This window comes from Streptacidiphilus sp. EB103A (genome assembly GCF_041261405.1).
In the GTDB taxonomy this organism is placed as follows: Bacteria; Actinomycetota; Actinomycetes; order Streptomycetales; family Streptomycetaceae; genus Streptacidiphilus.
This window is the reverse complement of the sequence record NZ_JBGCAQ010000022.1, coordinates 49,806-64,185: the sequence shown is the minus strand read 5'-3', so window position 1 is coordinate 64,185 and position 14,380 is coordinate 49,806. Positions and strand designations below refer to the sequence as shown.

The following is a 14,380-nucleotide window of genomic DNA, read 5'->3' as shown; positions in this document are numbered from 1 at the left end:
TCGCGGGCCGCGGAGGGACCGCGACTCAGGTGGTGGGCAGTTCGGTGGCCAGGCGCTGGGCGAGGGCAACGGTCTGTGCGGTGCGGTCCGGGCCCTGGGCGGTGGAACTGAGCGTCAGCACCCAGGATTTGGCTCCGGTGTGCCAGACCACGAAGACGACCGCCTGTGTGCCGTCCTGGGTCAGATCCCGCTCGCTGAACGCCGCGTCGCCGAGCGCGCCCACGGGACGGACCGTCACGCTGGTCATCTGGGCCGTGGACGGATTGGTGGACGCCTGCCGGGCCACGGCGGCCTCGGTGGCGTAGGGGCGGGAGGTCGGCATCAGGCTGAGTAGGAGGTTATGCCTGGCGTTGCCGTAGAGGCAGATGTTGGGCGCCTGGCCCTTGACCGGTGCGGTGACGGCTTGGTTGGTCATGTCCGCCGCGATGGTGCGGGCCGCAGTGGGCGTCAGAACCTGACAGAGTGCCGAGGTCGGGGCGACATCCTGCTTCAGCGACGGCGACGGTGCGGGTGGCAAGGCTACCGGAGAGCCGGTGGACGTGGCGGACGGCACCCCCCTGGCAGCCGGGGTGCCGCCAGACGCGAACGCGACGGCGCCGCCGGTTGCGAGGGTGAGGGTTGCCGCTGCAGCGGCGACGGCCGGGCGTATACGCAGGGACATGTCTCTTCTCCGCGGTACGGGATGGCGGCCCGCCCCGTTCGAGGAGGGGACGGGCCGCCGATCTTGGTGCTGAGTCAGGAGTGGACGTAGTACGTGGCGTAGTTGTTCACCGCGACGTACTGGTGCCAGCTGCCCCACGCGTAGGAGGGACGCCAGTCGGCGACGGTGCCGACGTCCAGGCTCGGCAGGATGCAGTTCTGGTAGTGGTTGACCCAGGCCCCCTCGAAGTAGCCGTCGCGCCAGCGCCGGTCAACGACCTGGATCGGCTGCGCGTATTGCCCGGGGAGCATGGTGATCGACCAGGTGAAGGACGTGGTGATCTCCGACGTGTACTGGTATTCCGGCGTGAGGCTGGGCAGGCCTTCCTCCGAACCGGGCGTGACGCTGAGGCCGATGCTGATGGAGTAGCCGGTGGACTTGGCCGATCCCCAGGCGTAGGTGCAGGACGGGACGCTCGTCGGGCACTTGTACGTGGGTCCGCGCCAGATCCAGTCCTGGTAGGTGCTGGTGGCCTGCGACTTGTTGACGGAGTAGGTGTAGCTCCCCTTGATGAGGCTGTCGTGGACGTTGTAGTAAAGGCGGTCGAGGCATCCCAGGGTCTGGGCCGTGGCCGGGGTGGCGGCGAAAGTAGCCGCCGCCATGGCGCCGGCGAATGCCGCCGTGAGGACAGAGCCCCTCAATCGGCGGGTGCGACGGGATGCTTCAGTCGCGGTGTCTGCGTTCTTTCGACGTCTGAACGGGTGCAACACGGATTCACTCTCCGGTGCCGGGACGGGGGTTTTGGATGTGCTGAGTCGGCCGACACAGGGTCCGCCGGGTGCCACGAATGGTTTCGACGGAATTTCTTCCCAGTCGGGGATCTTCGTGGCCGACACAGGGAACTATCGGGGCTTGGGCGGCAAGCCGGCAAGAGTCTCCAGGTATCGCTCGATGAATTCTGCATGAACTGCCGCGGAGTCGTACGGGAAAATAGGAATAGCACAGCGCGGGCAACCGACTGGTTCGGTGGGAACTTGGAGAAATGCCGAAAGCGCCGTGCGGCGCCCAGAATTCGTGAAATGCACGACGTCTTTCCGGTACTTCTCGGATCCGGGGAAAGCGCTCGGCGGCGGAGAGCCGAACAGGAACAGCTCAGGATCCTGCCATCGACTCGCATGCGGAATCAACGCCTTCTGGGACATTCTGACAAATCTCTGACGGAACTCGCGCGGCACTGCAATCGCCGACCACTGCAGCGGTGGCGATCACTCTGGGACCGGAGTGACGCTGCTTTGTTCCCCGGAGTTCACCGTGGAGTTCAGGGGCGGCGGGGAGTGATGGCCGCCGTCGCGCGAAGCGCGCGGTCGCGCGGCGGACTGGTGATCGGCGTCCGCCCGGACCGGGGCCGCGCCACCGCCTCGCCGGACCTGTCGGCCGTGGTGCTGACCGGGATGGGCGAGGCGCGCAACGCGGTCATCGTGGCGAGCGCGGACGCGGTGATCTCGGTGGGGGGCTCCTGGGGAACGCTCAGCGAGATCGCGCTGGCCGAATGGCGCGGCGGAATCCCGATCGTCTACCTGGACGGCTAGCGCCTGACCGACCATTAGGTAACGGGGGCAACACACATGCGGGTGCAGCCGCCGCCCGGCTGGATCGAGGTGTCGGTCCGCGCGCGGCACGGTCACGGCCCAGGGAGGACGACCGGGTACGGGAGGGCGGGGTCAACGGCCGACTCCGCGAACTGCTCGGGATCGCCACCGTCCACGAGTGGTGGCCGTTGAACTAGGCCGGCACCGTCCGATGCGCGGCCGCGCCTGGCAGTCCGCTGCTCTCCTTCGACGGCAGCCTCTGGTCAGAGGAACTCGAGACGTCCACCGCCGAGGTCCTGGCCACCTACCAAGGCGGCGAACTGGACGGCGGCCCGGCCGTCACCCGCAACGGCCGCGCCTGGTACGTCCCCACTCCCGGTCGCCGTCGGCCTGCCCGTCGAGGTCGAGGCGGTGCGTCGCGGCGACCTGCTCTTCCTACTCAACCACGGGTCGAGGAGACGGCCGTCCCACTCGAGGAACCGCATCTCGATCTGCTCACCGGGACCACGGACGCGGAGAAGCTGACGCTGGGTCGCTATGGCGCCGCAGTGCTCCGCCCGAGCCTGAGTTGAGAATACGTCAACCCGACAGAGTCCTCTTCGGAGCCGCGTACTCCCCAGGTTCAACCAGCCGTTGCAACAGCGCCCTAGACAAGCCACGACAGGGCGCCTATCGAGTCCTCACAAAGGCGCCGTCGGCGCACTGCCACCGAGCGGGGCAGGCCGGGATACCGGACCGCCTGCTTGCGACCGGTGCTCTTCCGAACGTGCTGGACCCCTATCCTGATCCACCTCTACCAGCGAGGTTACCGGGGTTGCAGCCAACGGAGGTCATCAGAAGGACGCGATCCGATGACCCAGCCGGGCCAGCTCGCCCTGCATCCTGCGATGCGCCCACCGCGGGTTCTCCTTCGCCATGCACAGTACGAACTTCTTGAGTGCGGCCGCGGCGTGCGGTCTCCCGGTACGCCGGCGCGGTGCCAGGCCAGCAGCAGGTCGCAACGGTGGAAAAAGATCCGCGGGGCAACCTTTCGGCGCGCAGAAGCCACTAAGAGGCGGAGCGGGTGGCCATGCGCGGCCTGCTCACCTTCCCGCATCACGCCGCCAGGGCGTCCACTGGCATCGCCTCAGGTGTCGGCCAGGCGTCGTGCCGCCGGTTGCCGACGCAAGCAAGGAGAACTGAACGATGAACGACAGCGGGACACGCGGTTCCCGGGGCCACCGGAAGAGCGGCGCACGCGGGCGGGGCCGTGCCCGGCACCGCAGGCGCTGGACGGCGACCGGACTGGCGCTGGGCGTGCCGGCCGTGCTGGCACCGTATCTGCTGCTGGCCCAGCCCAACTCCGAGGCCGCGACGGTGGACAGCACTGCCTACTACCGCCTGGTGTCCGTGAACAGCGGCAAGGCGCTGGACGTGGACGGCTTCTCGACGGCGGACGGCGCCAAGGTCGAGCAGTGGACCGACCAGGGGACCGTCAACCAGCAGTGGCAGCTGAAGTCCACCGGCAGCGGCTACTACGAATTGCTGAACCGCAACAGCGGCAAGGCGCTGGACGTTGCCGGCGGCTCGACCGCGAACGGCGCCTCCGTGCTGCAGCGGGCCGAGACGGGAGCCGCCAACCAGCAGTGGAAGATGACCGATGTGAGCTCCGGCGTGGTCGCGTTCACCTCGCGGGTGAGCGGAAAGGTTCTGGACGTCGAGGGCCACTCCACCGCTGATGGTGCGCCGGTCATCCAGTACACCGACCACAAGGGCAGCAACCAGGAGTGGAAGCTGGTGGAGGTGCCGGGCACCGGGACGGCGTCCACGAGTCCCTCGGCTTCGGCCAGCGCCTCTCCAGGCTCGTACGCCTGGCACAATGCCGAGATCAACGGTGGCGGGTTCGTGGACGGGTTGGTCTTCAACCCGAGCCGTAAGGATCTGCTGTACGCGCGTACCGATATGGGCGGCGCCTACCGCTGGGACGCGGCGGGCAAGACCTGGATACCGCTCACCGACTGGGTGAGCAGCAAGGACGCGAACCTGCTGGGCATCGAGAGCCTGGCCACCGACCCCGTCGACCCCGACCGCCTCTACCTGGCAGCCGGGACGTACACCAGCAGCTGGGCGGGCAACGCCGCGATCCTGCGCTCCACCGACGCGGGCAAGACCTTCCAGCGCACCGACCTGCCCTTCAAGTTGGGCTCGAACGAGGACGGCCGCTCGATGGGCGAGCGCCTGGCGATCGACCCGAACAACCACGGCACGCTCTACCTCGGCACGCGCAAGAACGGCCTGTGGCGCAGCACGGACTACGGCGTGACGTGGGGCCAGGTCAGCACCTTCCCGGTCACCGGCGGCGCGAGCAGCGGGGTCGGCCTGTCCTTTGTCACCTTCGACGCGACCCACAGCGGGACCATCTACGTCGGGGTCGCGGACAGCGGAACCTCGCTGTACCGCAGCACCGACGGGGGAAGTAGCTGGCAGGCCGTGCCGGGCCAGCCCACCGGCCAACTGCCGCAGCACGGCGTGCTCTCCGGCGACGGCTCCCTGTATCTGACGTACACCAACGCGGTGGGACCGAACGGAGTGACGGCCGGATCGGTGTGGAAGTACACGCCGAACAGCGGAGGTTGGAAGGACATCGCACCTTCGAGCGGAAACTACGGCTTCGCGGGACTCGCGGTGGACGCGCAGCATCCGTCCACCGTCATGGTCACCACCCTCGATCGCTGGTGGCCGTCGGACGAGATCTACCGCAGCACCGACGGCGGCTCCTCCTGGAAAGCGCTGGGCGCCACCTCGGTGCGCGACGACTCGGCCGCTCCGTACGAGGGAACCGGGATCGGCCACTGGATGGGCGCCCTGGCGATCGACCCCTTCGACTCCGGCCACGTCCTGTACGGCACCGGCTCGGGCATCTGGACCAGCGCTGACGTGACCGCCTCCGACAGCGGCGGCAGCACCCACTGGACAGTGGGCGCCCACGGGCTGGAGGAGACCGCAGTGCTCGGCCTGATCGCCCCGCCCGGCGGCGCCTCGGTCATCAGCGCGCTCGGCGACGTCAGCGGGTTCCGCCACGTCGACGTGACGAAGGAACCCGGCAGCGCTCTGTCCGGACCGCTGTTCAACAACACCACCGGCATCGACTTCGCCCAGTCCTCGCCCGCCTTCATCGTCCGCGTCGGCTACGGCAACGCGCAGCACGGCGCGTACTCCTCCGACGGTGGCAGCACCTGGGCCCCCTTCACCGGCATTCCGGTCACCGGCGCCGGAGGCGGCACGGTCGCCGTGTCCGCGGACGGCACCACCGTCGTATGGACCCCGTCAGGCCAGAGTCCGTACCGCTCCACTGACAAGGGCGCGTCCTGGAGTGCCGTGGCCGGCCTGCCGGCCGACGCGCTGGTGACGGCGGACCGCTCGACCGCCGGAGTGTTCTACTCCCTCAGCGGCGGCACCCTCTACGCCAGCACCGACAGCGGCAGGAGCTTCACCGCCCGCGCCACCGGGCTCGGCAGCGGACAGCTCAAGGCCGTGCCGGGCATAGCCGGGGACCTGTGGATCGCCGTCGGCAGCGGACTGCTGCACTCCACCAACGGCGGCGCGAGCTTCGCCAAGGCCGCCGCCGACGCCGTGCAGTCGGCCATCGGAATCGGCTTCGGCAAGGCGGCCCCGGGCGCGAGCTACCAGGCCCTCTACCTCACCGGAACGGTGAGCGGCGTCACCGGGGTCTTCCGCTCGACCGACGCCGGCGCGACCTGGACCCGGATCAACGACGACCAGCACCAGTTCGGCGGCCTCGGCGGCTTCATCACCGGTGACCCCGACGTCTACGGCCGGGTCTACCTCGGCACCAACGGACGCGGCGTGCTCTACGCCGACCCGTCCTGACCCAACCCGCAGGCGGCGGGGCGGCCATGAGCCGTCCCGCCACGCCGCGTTGTCTGAGGGCGGTCTGGGCGCACTCCTGCGGGATGAGCCACGACATCCGCGCTGCCGCCCGACGCACCGGCCGCACCGAAGGGGAATTGCCCGTCGCCGCACGCGCGGCCAACTACCTGGAGGCCAAGCTGATCTACCTGGCCTACCCGGCCTGCCTGGGAGGAAGCTGCTGCGCGGCTCTGTCAGATGTTTGTCAGAATCGGCCCTGAAGGCTTTAAATCATTGCATAACAATGCCAAGATCCTGACCTGTGCTTGTTCGGACAAATCACATCGTCCGTTAAGCGCTGTTTCCGGCAAGGTGATCCTTCCGGGAGGACTTCGGAATGCAACGAGAGGAAAAAGCCTCCATGTCATCTGGGCAGACTCCAGATTCTCGACCGCGCCTGCGCCACCGGCTGCGGATGCGGCTGGCCGCCGTGGTGATGGCCGCGGTAGCGGTGCTCGGGTTCGCGGCCCTCGGTCCGCTGACTGCTACCGCCAGCGCGACGGTGTACAACCACGCATGCGGCTCCAACGGCACCTGCCCCGCCGGTGAGAACAGCGCCGTCGCAGCCGCCAATTTCTGGAACCAGGCGCCGCACGGTCACTGGCCCACGGCCCGCGCTTGGGAGTACACGGGCCATACGTGGATATATCACGGCGGGCGGTACAATGACTACGACCACCAGCTCCGCAACTTTGAGCAGAACTATTACGGCGCGGGGGACCCCAACCTCTACAACGGCCCTTACTACGAATACGATGTCTACGGGCACGCCAGCTACCACGCTGCCCGCGGCGCCGCACGTATCGTACGGAACTCCGTCACCGGCGACGTGTTCTACTCGCCCGACCATTACAGCAATTTCTGGTATATCGGCACGTGGAATTAGACTGGGTCCCCCAGTTACACCGGTCCGGCGCGTCATTCCCCGCGTTCCCAGGCGCGTATGACCTCGACCACGGGCCGGGGGCCAGGCGCGATACGCCCGGCCCCCGGCCCGCTCCACGAGACACCCGCGAAAGTGAGCAGGCAAGCATGACCACCCCCGCCGACTGGGACGCGTACCTGCGCCAGGTTCTGCCGCGGTTGCCCGCGAACCTGGCCCCGGGCCTCAACGCCGCGCAACTCGCCGCGCTTGAAGACGCGGCCGGCGCAGTCCTGCCCGGCGAGCTGCGCATCCTGCTCAGTCTGGCCGTGCCGGTCGGGGCACCCCAATGGCCTAATTGGCACATCGACCCCGGCGGCATCCTCACAAACTGGACCGCCGAGGTGCGCCGAGGCCTGCTGTTCGACATCGAATACAACGGCGCCTGGTTCGAGGCATGGGGTACGCCGCCCGCCGATCCCGCCACCCGCCTCCGCGCCGCCCGGGAACGCCTGGACACCCTGCCCCGGCTCCTGCCGCTGTACGCCCACCGGGCCATCGCCCTCGACCCGGCCCCCGGGTACGCCGACGCCGACGGGAACCCCGTCTTCTCCGTCCATCAGAGCGACGTCGTCTACTACGGCAACGACCTCGCCGGCTGGCTGCACCGCGAGTTCGCGGTAGCCCGTCCGTCCTGGTCTGCCGCCCGACCCCGCTGGATCCCCTTCTGGTCTCCTATCGCCGACCCCGCCCAGCCTCCTCCCGCCTCCTAGATCGAAGACGAGATGCTCCGGCCCGAGCGGACGCTATACGCGCCACGACCGGACAGACCGTCGCGTCCACGACGACCTTGCGCAGCTCCCGCCAGAACACCTCTTCGTGACCGACGGGAACCGTCGGCTTCGCAGTGGCCTCGAGCAGCCACTGCAGCGGCGCGCCGCCCAACCGGGCCCGGGAGATCGCCCCGCCGGTCGGTACGACGTAACCGTCCCAGCCGTCCCGCGCCCACCGCAGCCCGCGCAGCAGATTCCGCAGGACCCGCGCGTAACCCTTGCCGAAGTCCAGCCACAACGCCATCGACGGGTACCGGTAGGCCGCTGGCGAGCCTGTTCATCGATGCCAGGCGTTCAACGGGGGTACGGTCGTGCGCCGTGGGTTCTGGACCTGGTCGCACCCTAGAGGCCCAGGGGTCCGGTGGCGCGGGTCGGCCGGTGGGCAACTGCCGGTCGGCCCGTTTCCTGCGCGTGCGGGCTCGGATGCTGATCGTGCTGAGACGGAAGTGACTCCTCTTGTATGCGGGTAGTTCACCTGGATGCCATGATCGCTGCTTCTACTGGGTGAAATGTCCGTATGCCCGCTGGAGGCGCACATGACCCAATCGGCGCAGGGGTTCGTTCGAGCAGATCCGCGGGACCCGGCCCGCAGGCCGCGCGTGCTGGTGGTGGAGGACGAGGCGGACATCGCCGCGCCGCTGACCATGGCGCTGAGGTTCCTGGGTCTGGACGCCGTCACCGCCGAGAGCGGTCGGGAGGCCCTGGCGTCGGTTGCGGCGCGTACCCCCGATGTGATCCTGCTCGATGTGGCACTGCCCGACCTGGACGGCTTCGAGGTGTGCCGGCGCCTGCGCGAGGCGGGGGCGGGGGTGCCGGTGCTCTTTCTGACCGCCCGGGACGCGGTGGAGGACAAGATCCAGGGTCTGACCTTGGGCGGGGACGACTATGTGACCAAACCGTTCGACCTGAACGAAGTGGCCGCCAGGATCCAGGCACTGCTGCGGCGTGGTCGCGAACCGCGGCTTTCGGCAGACAGGCGCCTGCGGGCCGGTTGGGTGGAGCTGAATCCGGAGACCCACGAGGTGTGCAGGCACGGGCAGCCGGTGGAGCTGGCGACCACGGAGTTCGCGCTGCTGCGCTATCTGCTGGAGAACACCGGCCGGGTCATCTCGAAGGCGGAGATCCTGCAGGAGGTGTGGGGCTACGACTTCCAGGGCGAGTCCCGCGTGGTGGACACCTATGTCTACTACCTGCGCCGCAAGTTGGGGGACACCGAGCAGTCGTTGATCCGCACCGTGCGCGGCGCCGGGTACTTGGTGGCCGGGTCACCGGCCGGGCATCCCGGACGGGGGTGACGCGTGCGGTTGGCAAGGCGACCGCGCGTCTGGCCGCGCGGGTCGATGTACTGGCGGCTGCTCCTGGGTTTCCTAGCCATCACCACGGTGGGCGTCACAGCCTCGGACGTCCTGTCCCTCGTTACGATGACTCACCGCCTGAATGCCCGTACCGACCAGCAACTTGACGTCGCTCGCACGTACCTGCTGTCCGGTGTCTCGGCCGGTCGCCGGTTCGACGACCGCTCGATGCCGCCCAACGGCCTGGTCCAGGTGGTCGACGCGGAGGGGCGGGTGATCCAGCGGGGGGCGGGGGCGACGGTCAGAGAGGCTCGTCTCGTGCTTTCCCTCGCCCAACTGCGGGCCGACGCGGTAGCCGGGCGACCGGTCACTGTCGGCCCGTCGGCCATGCGGACCCTGGTGACCCCGCTTCCCGCAGGCCGCTACCTGGTGACCGCCCAGTCCACGGCCGATACGGCGGCGGCCGTGCAGAGCCTGGTGACGAGCGATGCTGTCACCGACGTGCCGATGATCGTCATCGTGGTCGTCGGGACGGTGTGGTTCTCCCGCCGGACGCTGGAGCCGATGGGCGCGATGACCCGCACGGCCCGGCGGATCACGGAGGGGCACCTCTCCCACCGTGTGGAGGTGGCGCGGTCGCCGCTGGAGGCGGCCCGCCTGGCCGAGGCGTTCAACACCATGCTGCAGCGTATCGAGGAGGAGCTCACCCGCAGGAAGCAGGCGGAGGAGCAGCTGCGCGACTTCGTCAATGTAGCCGGCCATGAGCTGCGCACCCCCCTCACATCCATTGCCGCGTACACCCAACTGATGCGCTTCGGTGCCATCGAGGACCCGCGCAAGCTGGACGGGGCCCTGGTCCGTGTGCAGCACGAGACCCGACGGATGACCTCCCTCGTCGATGAACTGCTACTACTGGCCCGCCTGGACCAGCACCGGCCGCTGGAGCGGCGGCGGGTGGACCTCGCCCAGCTGTGCTCCGAAGCAGTGGCCGACGCCCGGGTACGCGCCCCCGACCGGGAGCTGCGCTGCGAGGTCGATCCCGGGGGGCATGTAGTGGAGGGCGATCCCTACCGGCTTCGGCAGGTCGTCACCAACCTGCTGGCCAACATCGCCGCCCACACACCGCCAGGCGTCGCGGCCCGGGTGCACGTGCGCCGGGACGGTGACACCTGCCTCGTCGACGTCGTGGACCAGGGCCCTGGGATCCCCGAGCAACTGCGGGAGCGGGTCTTCGAGCGGTTCTTCCGTGCCCGCCCGATGGGCGGCCAGGCGGCAGATTCCGGGTCCGGAGCCACGGGCAGTGGCCTGGGGTTGAGCATCGTGGCCGCCGTGGTCACCGCCCACGACGGCACGGTCCGCATCGTCCCCACCGACCAAGGAACCTGGTTCCAGGTGCGCCTCCCGGTTGGGCAATCGGCCCCGGATCCATCAGGCGACCGTGGCGCTTTGATGAGCTGACGTCGACTTGGGTGCGCTTCGCGGCTATACATTGGGACGGATGTTGAGCTGCACTGATCTTCATGGAGTCCCTGAAGCCTGGTTACGATTCCAGGCGTTAGGAGAACCACGAGCAGTGCCAGCACCCCGTAAGTACCCCGATGAACTCCGCGAGCGCGCGGTCCGCGAGGTCCGCTCGACCGTGTGAGTGCCGAATTCCTCATCCGCGCTGATCAGCGGTGCGATGGCCGCCCTCACTGGCGCTGCTCCTCCGTCATATGCGGAACATGTTCAGGCCAGGCCCGTCTCCCGTGTTGAATGCGTTCAAAAGCTGTGGTGGCACGGGGATGGAAACCGGAGCAGGGTGTGCACCGCATGCCAGACCCGGCCAATACGCGGCACCTCCCCGATAGCGCAGTCAGCTGTTGCCATGTGTGGCGGGAGTCAAACCAGCGTGCAGGCGCAACGAGAGTCACACTCAGCCGCAAGGCTCCGGTGTGCACCGCTTCGCGCTCCTGTGATGCTCCGCACGCCGATCCCCAGGATCCCTTGCCGCAGGTACGGGTGGGCACTTATCCCTCCAGTCACACCTGACCGAGGGGAATCATGATGACCACCAGTCCCAGCCGTGGCCGTATCTACCGCCGTTGCGGCTGCCGCGACGCCGCGAGGCGTCAGATCGGTGCTACCTGCCCGCTCTTGGCTGCCGATGAGGAGCACGGTGGCTGGGCGTACGCCGTCGACCTCCCTGCGGTCGACGGCGGCCGCAAGACCCGGCGCCGCAGCGGCTACCGCACGCAGGAGGACGCCCTGTACGCCCTGGAGCAGGTGCTGAGCGCGGAACGCACAGGGGTCTTCGAGGACCCCAAGGTCACGGTCGGAGCCTACCTGCTGGAATGGCTCGCGCTGAAAGAACGCACCCTCAAAGCATCCACCGTCGCCAACTACTACGACGTCGTCCACAAGGACCTGCTGCCCGTGTTCGGGGCGATGCGGCTGAGCGACCTGCGCAGCCACCACATCGAGGAATGGTCCGCCGGCCAACTCCTGAAGGGGCGCGGCAGGGTGGCGGTCTACCGGGCCGCTGCGACCCTGCGCAGTGCGCTGGGGGCGGCTGTGCGCAGCCGCCGCCTGGTCTACAACCCGGCCCGGTTCGCGATCATGGCGCGCCCTTCCTCCCCGGAGCGGACGTGCTGGACCCAGCAGCAAGCCGCAGCGTTCCTGCGGCACAACGCCGACTGCTACGCCGACCAGCTGCGCGACTTCTTCGAGCTGCTCATCGGCACCGGGCTGCGGCGAGGCGAGGCGCTCGGGCTGCACTGGGCGGATGTGCACCTGGTGGAGCGCAAGCTGTTCGTGCGCTGGACGTTGGCGACCGTCAACAACAACGAGCTGCACCTGGGGCCGCCGAAGACGAAGGCCAGCCGCAACTGGGTCAGCTTGTCCCCACGGGTGGTCGAGGCCCTGCGCCGGCAAGCCGCCCAGCAGCAGGCCCTGCTGCCGCCCGGCGCACCGCTTGAGGGTCTGGTGTTCGCCATGGTCGACGGGGCGCCGCTGCGGCCCCAGTGGGTCCTGGACCAACTGCGCAAGCGCTCCGCCGAGGTCGGTGTGCCGAGGATCGGGCTTCACGACCTTCGCCATACCGCCGCCACCATCATGATCAGCGAAGGCGTGTCCATCGCCGTGGTGTCCAAGACCCTGCGGCACTCCACCCTGTCCACCACCATCAACATCTACGGCCACCTCCTCAAGCACGCCGCCGATGACGCCGTCAACGCCCTGTCCGGAGCCCTCGACCTCGCCGACATCGACGACACCGACAGGCCACCGACGGAGCTGGGCAACGCCGCATAGCGGTCCGACCCGGATCTCACCCAAGGACCGGCCCGGCATGCAGTTCCCTAAGCTGCCGGACCGGGCCCTGGTCCGAGCCGATCCCCCGAGGCGCTCCCCGCCCTGCGGCAGCAGTACCAGGCATGGCAGGGCGTTCTGTTGACCCAGCGGGCTCCGCACAACCGAGCAGGTGCTCGGCGACAGGCTCGGGAAGCATCAGTTCGACGCTTCCCTGCGGCCACTGGGCCGAGACCTGATGAGTGGCAAGAATGCCGGCGTCCCAGCAGCTGAGCGGGTCCTGCTCCGCGCCGGTCAGCGAGTCGCGGGTGACCGGCGGGATCTGGACGGTGACCAACCAACCAGGAGCCCTCTCGCACTCGGCGGCCTGCGCACGCGCCCGCGCGCTCCAGTCGGCGACCAGCACGTCGAGCGCTTGAAGGGCTTCCGTGCGACCCATTCGGCGGCGCCCGAAAGCCTCGAACACCACGGTTGAGGCCGCTGACCGGCTCTCCTCCAGCGCACCCCAGCTGGACCCGACCGCGCCCTGCCACTGGCACCACGCTCGCTGCAGCACCCGCAGAGCCTCGCCGCCCAGGAATGCGAACACCGGCCCGGCCTGCAGCGCCGGTTCCGGGAGCGCGGCCGCGCAGGCCCCCTGCACCAGGTCCGCCACAGGCAACAGGGCAGCCAGCTCCCGCCGTCGATACTCGATCACCTCGGCCAGCTCCGCATGGAGCGGCTGCGCCCACACCCCCAGGCAGGGGTAGGCGGTCGTGGCAGCGTAGCTGGCGAGCATGCACGTGTGCAGGCGACGCCAATGCCGACAGCACCGCTCCCGCACCTCCCGCAGTTGCGCGGAGCTGACCTGAGCCCCCAACTGCCCGTCCGGGGACTCATCGACGTTCAGCACGGCCTGCGCTTCGCTATCCCCCACCACCTCGGGGTCCGGCCCGGGGGGACTTCCGGTCCAGGTCCGCAGGCCAGTGACTGCCGTGACCGCCCCGATGAAATCGACGACCGGATGGCCCTGCGGCACGGTCCACGCGCAGTGCCCGCACAAGTTGCCGACAGCGAGCTTCAGTTGCCCCTCCCGGGAAGTGACGGCACGGCCTGATCGGAGCATGCGGCACTGCGGGTCCCCATGGGTCCTGCCCGTGCCGGACGCCGACTCGTGGAAAGTGAGGAGCAGGTCCCCGAACGGCCCCAGGGGAATCGTGGGATCCAGGATCTGACCCAGCCGAATACGCGAATCGGAATGCATCGAGGACATGGCGGCAGATTACTGAGCACTACCGGCCCATGGGCCCTGCACAGCAAGGCATCACGCATCCGTGTGCATTATCCAAACCCAACCCGACCCCAGACCGAGCGTCAACACAGCACAGGAAGTCAGCCGAAGGAGTGAGACAGCACCTTGCGCATCCCCAAGGGGTCAGCCCAGCTCAACGCCCCGATGCCGCTCCAGGTGGTCGCACGGTGGTCGCATCAAAATGATCACCACTCGGGCCGGGCGACCGCGAATTCGGCCCAAAAATCCGGACAAAGGCCACACAAAGCCCCATCGCCGCCAGCTGGGCGGTCAATCGAGCGTTCCAGCATCACCCGATCGTGGAGGACACCACCATCCTCCGACGGGCCATCAGCGATGATGAAAGCCAACCGCCCCAGCATTCCCAAGGGACTGACCGATCCGGACCATGCCATTCCGCCTGTGGCGACGCGACCACCCTGCGACCATCACCCCACGACACGCACAAAAAGGCCGCCCCCGCCTTCCGGCGGAAACGGCCTCCCACCTGCAAAAACCCTCTGTCGGGACGACAGGATTTGAACCTGCGACCCCCTGACCCCCAGTCAGGTGCGCTACCAAGCTGCGCCACGTCCCGAGGCTGCGGTGCCTTGCGGCTTTGCGGCCTGTTCCCGGTCTCCCGGGTACAGGAAGAACAATACAGCACGGCGGCCCGTGCTCGCGCACGCCTTTC

11 protein-coding genes, 1 tRNA gene and 1 pseudogene are annotated in these 14,380 nt (G+C 68.7%); 9 read left to right on the top strand and 4 right to left on the bottom strand.

Translation table 11 applies throughout. The features are described 5' to 3' along the window. Window positions 1-25: 25 nt before the first annotated feature. Window positions 26-415 carry a hypothetical protein gene (locus ABH941_RS31840; RefSeq protein ID WP_370133042.1) on the bottom strand — a complete coding sequence of 130 codons (390 nt, stop codon included), beginning with the start codon at window positions 413-415 and terminating at the stop codon, window positions 26-28. Window positions 416-735: 320 nt separating this feature from the next. Next, complete coding sequence (locus ABH941_RS31835; protein WP_370133041.1) at window positions 736-1,302, bottom strand: hypothetical protein; 567 nt, start codon at window positions 1,300-1,302, stop codon at window positions 736-738. A 300-nt stretch (window positions 1,303-1,602) separates the two neighbouring features. On the opposite strand from ABH941_RS31835, the gene ABH941_RS31830 reads away from it, so the two are divergent. The 9 genes and pseudogenes from ABH941_RS31830 (at window position 1,603) to ABH941_RS31790 (ending at window position 12,419) form a co-directional block, all read left to right on the top strand. Next, entirely contained in the window at window positions 1,603-2,229 is a 627-nt protein-coding gene (locus ABH941_RS31830) for a hypothetical protein (RefSeq protein ID WP_370133040.1), read from the top strand. Between the two features lie 104 nt (window positions 2,230-2,333). After that, window positions 2,334-2,801 (top strand): annotated as a pseudogene (locus ABH941_RS31825) (beta-galactosidase trimerization domain-containing protein); the annotation flags it as partial. A gap of 613 nt (window positions 2,802-3,414) precedes the next feature. Next, on the top strand, window positions 3,415-6,099 hold the full coding sequence (locus tag ABH941_RS31820; RefSeq protein WP_370133039.1) for an RICIN domain-containing protein: 2,685 nt from the start codon (window positions 3,415-3,417) through the stop codon (window positions 6,097-6,099). A gap of 83 nt (window positions 6,100-6,182) precedes the next feature. Next, window positions 6,183-6,359: a hypothetical protein gene (locus tag ABH941_RS31815; RefSeq protein ID WP_370133038.1), complete on the top strand. Its 177-nt coding sequence runs from the start codon at window positions 6,183-6,185 to the stop codon at window positions 6,357-6,359. Between the two features lie 116 nt (window positions 6,360-6,475). Continuing rightward, entirely contained in the window at window positions 6,476-7,024 is a 549-nt protein-coding gene (locus tag ABH941_RS31810) for a hypothetical protein (protein ID WP_370133037.1), read from the top strand. Between the two features lie 146 nt (window positions 7,025-7,170). Then, window positions 7,171-7,773, top strand: a complete 603-nt coding sequence (locus tag ABH941_RS31805) for a hypothetical protein (RefSeq protein ID WP_370133036.1) — start codon at window positions 7,171-7,173, stop codon at window positions 7,771-7,773. A gap of 596 nt (window positions 7,774-8,369) precedes the next feature. Beyond that, window positions 8,370-9,128, top strand: a complete 759-nt coding sequence (locus tag ABH941_RS31800) for a response regulator transcription factor (RefSeq protein ID WP_370133035.1) — start codon at window positions 8,370-8,372, stop codon at window positions 9,126-9,128. Between the two features lie 126 nt (window positions 9,129-9,254). Beyond that, window positions 9,255-10,586, top strand: a complete 1,332-nt coding sequence (locus ABH941_RS31795; RefSeq protein WP_370133034.1) for a sensor histidine kinase — start codon at window positions 9,255-9,257, stop codon at window positions 10,584-10,586. 678 nt (window positions 10,587-11,264) lie between these two features. Next, window positions 11,265-12,419, top strand: a complete 1,155-nt coding sequence (locus ABH941_RS31790; RefSeq protein ID WP_370133033.1) for a tyrosine-type recombinase/integrase — start codon at window positions 11,265-11,267, stop codon at window positions 12,417-12,419. 16 nt (window positions 12,420-12,435) lie between these two features. On the opposite strand, the gene ABH941_RS31785 is transcribed toward ABH941_RS31790, so the two are convergent. Together ABH941_RS31785 and ABH941_RS31780 are read right to left on the bottom strand one after the other, a co-directional pair. After that, entirely contained in the window at window positions 12,436-13,668 is a 1,233-nt protein-coding gene (locus tag ABH941_RS31785) for a hypothetical protein (protein ID WP_370133032.1), read from the bottom strand. Window positions 13,669-14,210: 542 nt separating this feature from the next. Continuing rightward, a tRNA-Pro gene (locus tag ABH941_RS31780) sits at window positions 14,211-14,284 on the bottom strand. Window positions 14,285-14,380 lie beyond the last annotated feature (96 nt).

Coding starts and splice junctions, on each gene's coding strand:
- ABH941_RS31840 (WP_370133042.1), bottom strand. CDS start 415: ATGACCAACCAAGCCGTCACCGCACCGGTCAAGGGCCAGGCGCCCAAC.
- ABH941_RS31835 (WP_370133041.1), bottom strand. CDS start 1,302: ATGGCGGCGGCTACTTTCGCCGCCACCCCGGCCACGGCCCAGACCCTG.
- ABH941_RS31830 (WP_370133040.1), top strand. CDS start 1,603: ATGAACTGCCGCGGAGTCGTACGGGAAAATAGGAATAGCACAGCGCGG.
- ABH941_RS31820 (WP_370133039.1), top strand. CDS start 3,415: ATGAACGACAGCGGGACACGCGGTTCCCGGGGCCACCGGAAGAGCGGC.
- ABH941_RS31815 (WP_370133038.1), top strand. CDS start 6,183: ATGAGCCACGACATCCGCGCTGCCGCCCGACGCACCGGCCGCACCGAA.
- ABH941_RS31810 (WP_370133037.1), top strand. CDS start 6,476: ATGCAACGAGAGGAAAAAGCCTCCATGTCATCTGGGCAGACTCCAGAT.
- ABH941_RS31805 (WP_370133036.1), top strand. CDS start 7,171: ATGACCACCCCCGCCGACTGGGACGCGTACCTGCGCCAGGTTCTGCCG.
- ABH941_RS31800 (WP_370133035.1), top strand. CDS start 8,370: ATGACCCAATCGGCGCAGGGGTTCGTTCGAGCAGATCCGCGGGACCCG.
- ABH941_RS31795 (WP_370133034.1), top strand. CDS start 9,255: ATGACTCACCGCCTGAATGCCCGTACCGACCAGCAACTTGACGTCGCT.
- ABH941_RS31785 (WP_370133032.1), bottom strand. CDS start 13,668: ATGTCCTCGATGCATTCCGATTCGCGTATTCGGCTGGGTCAGATCCTG.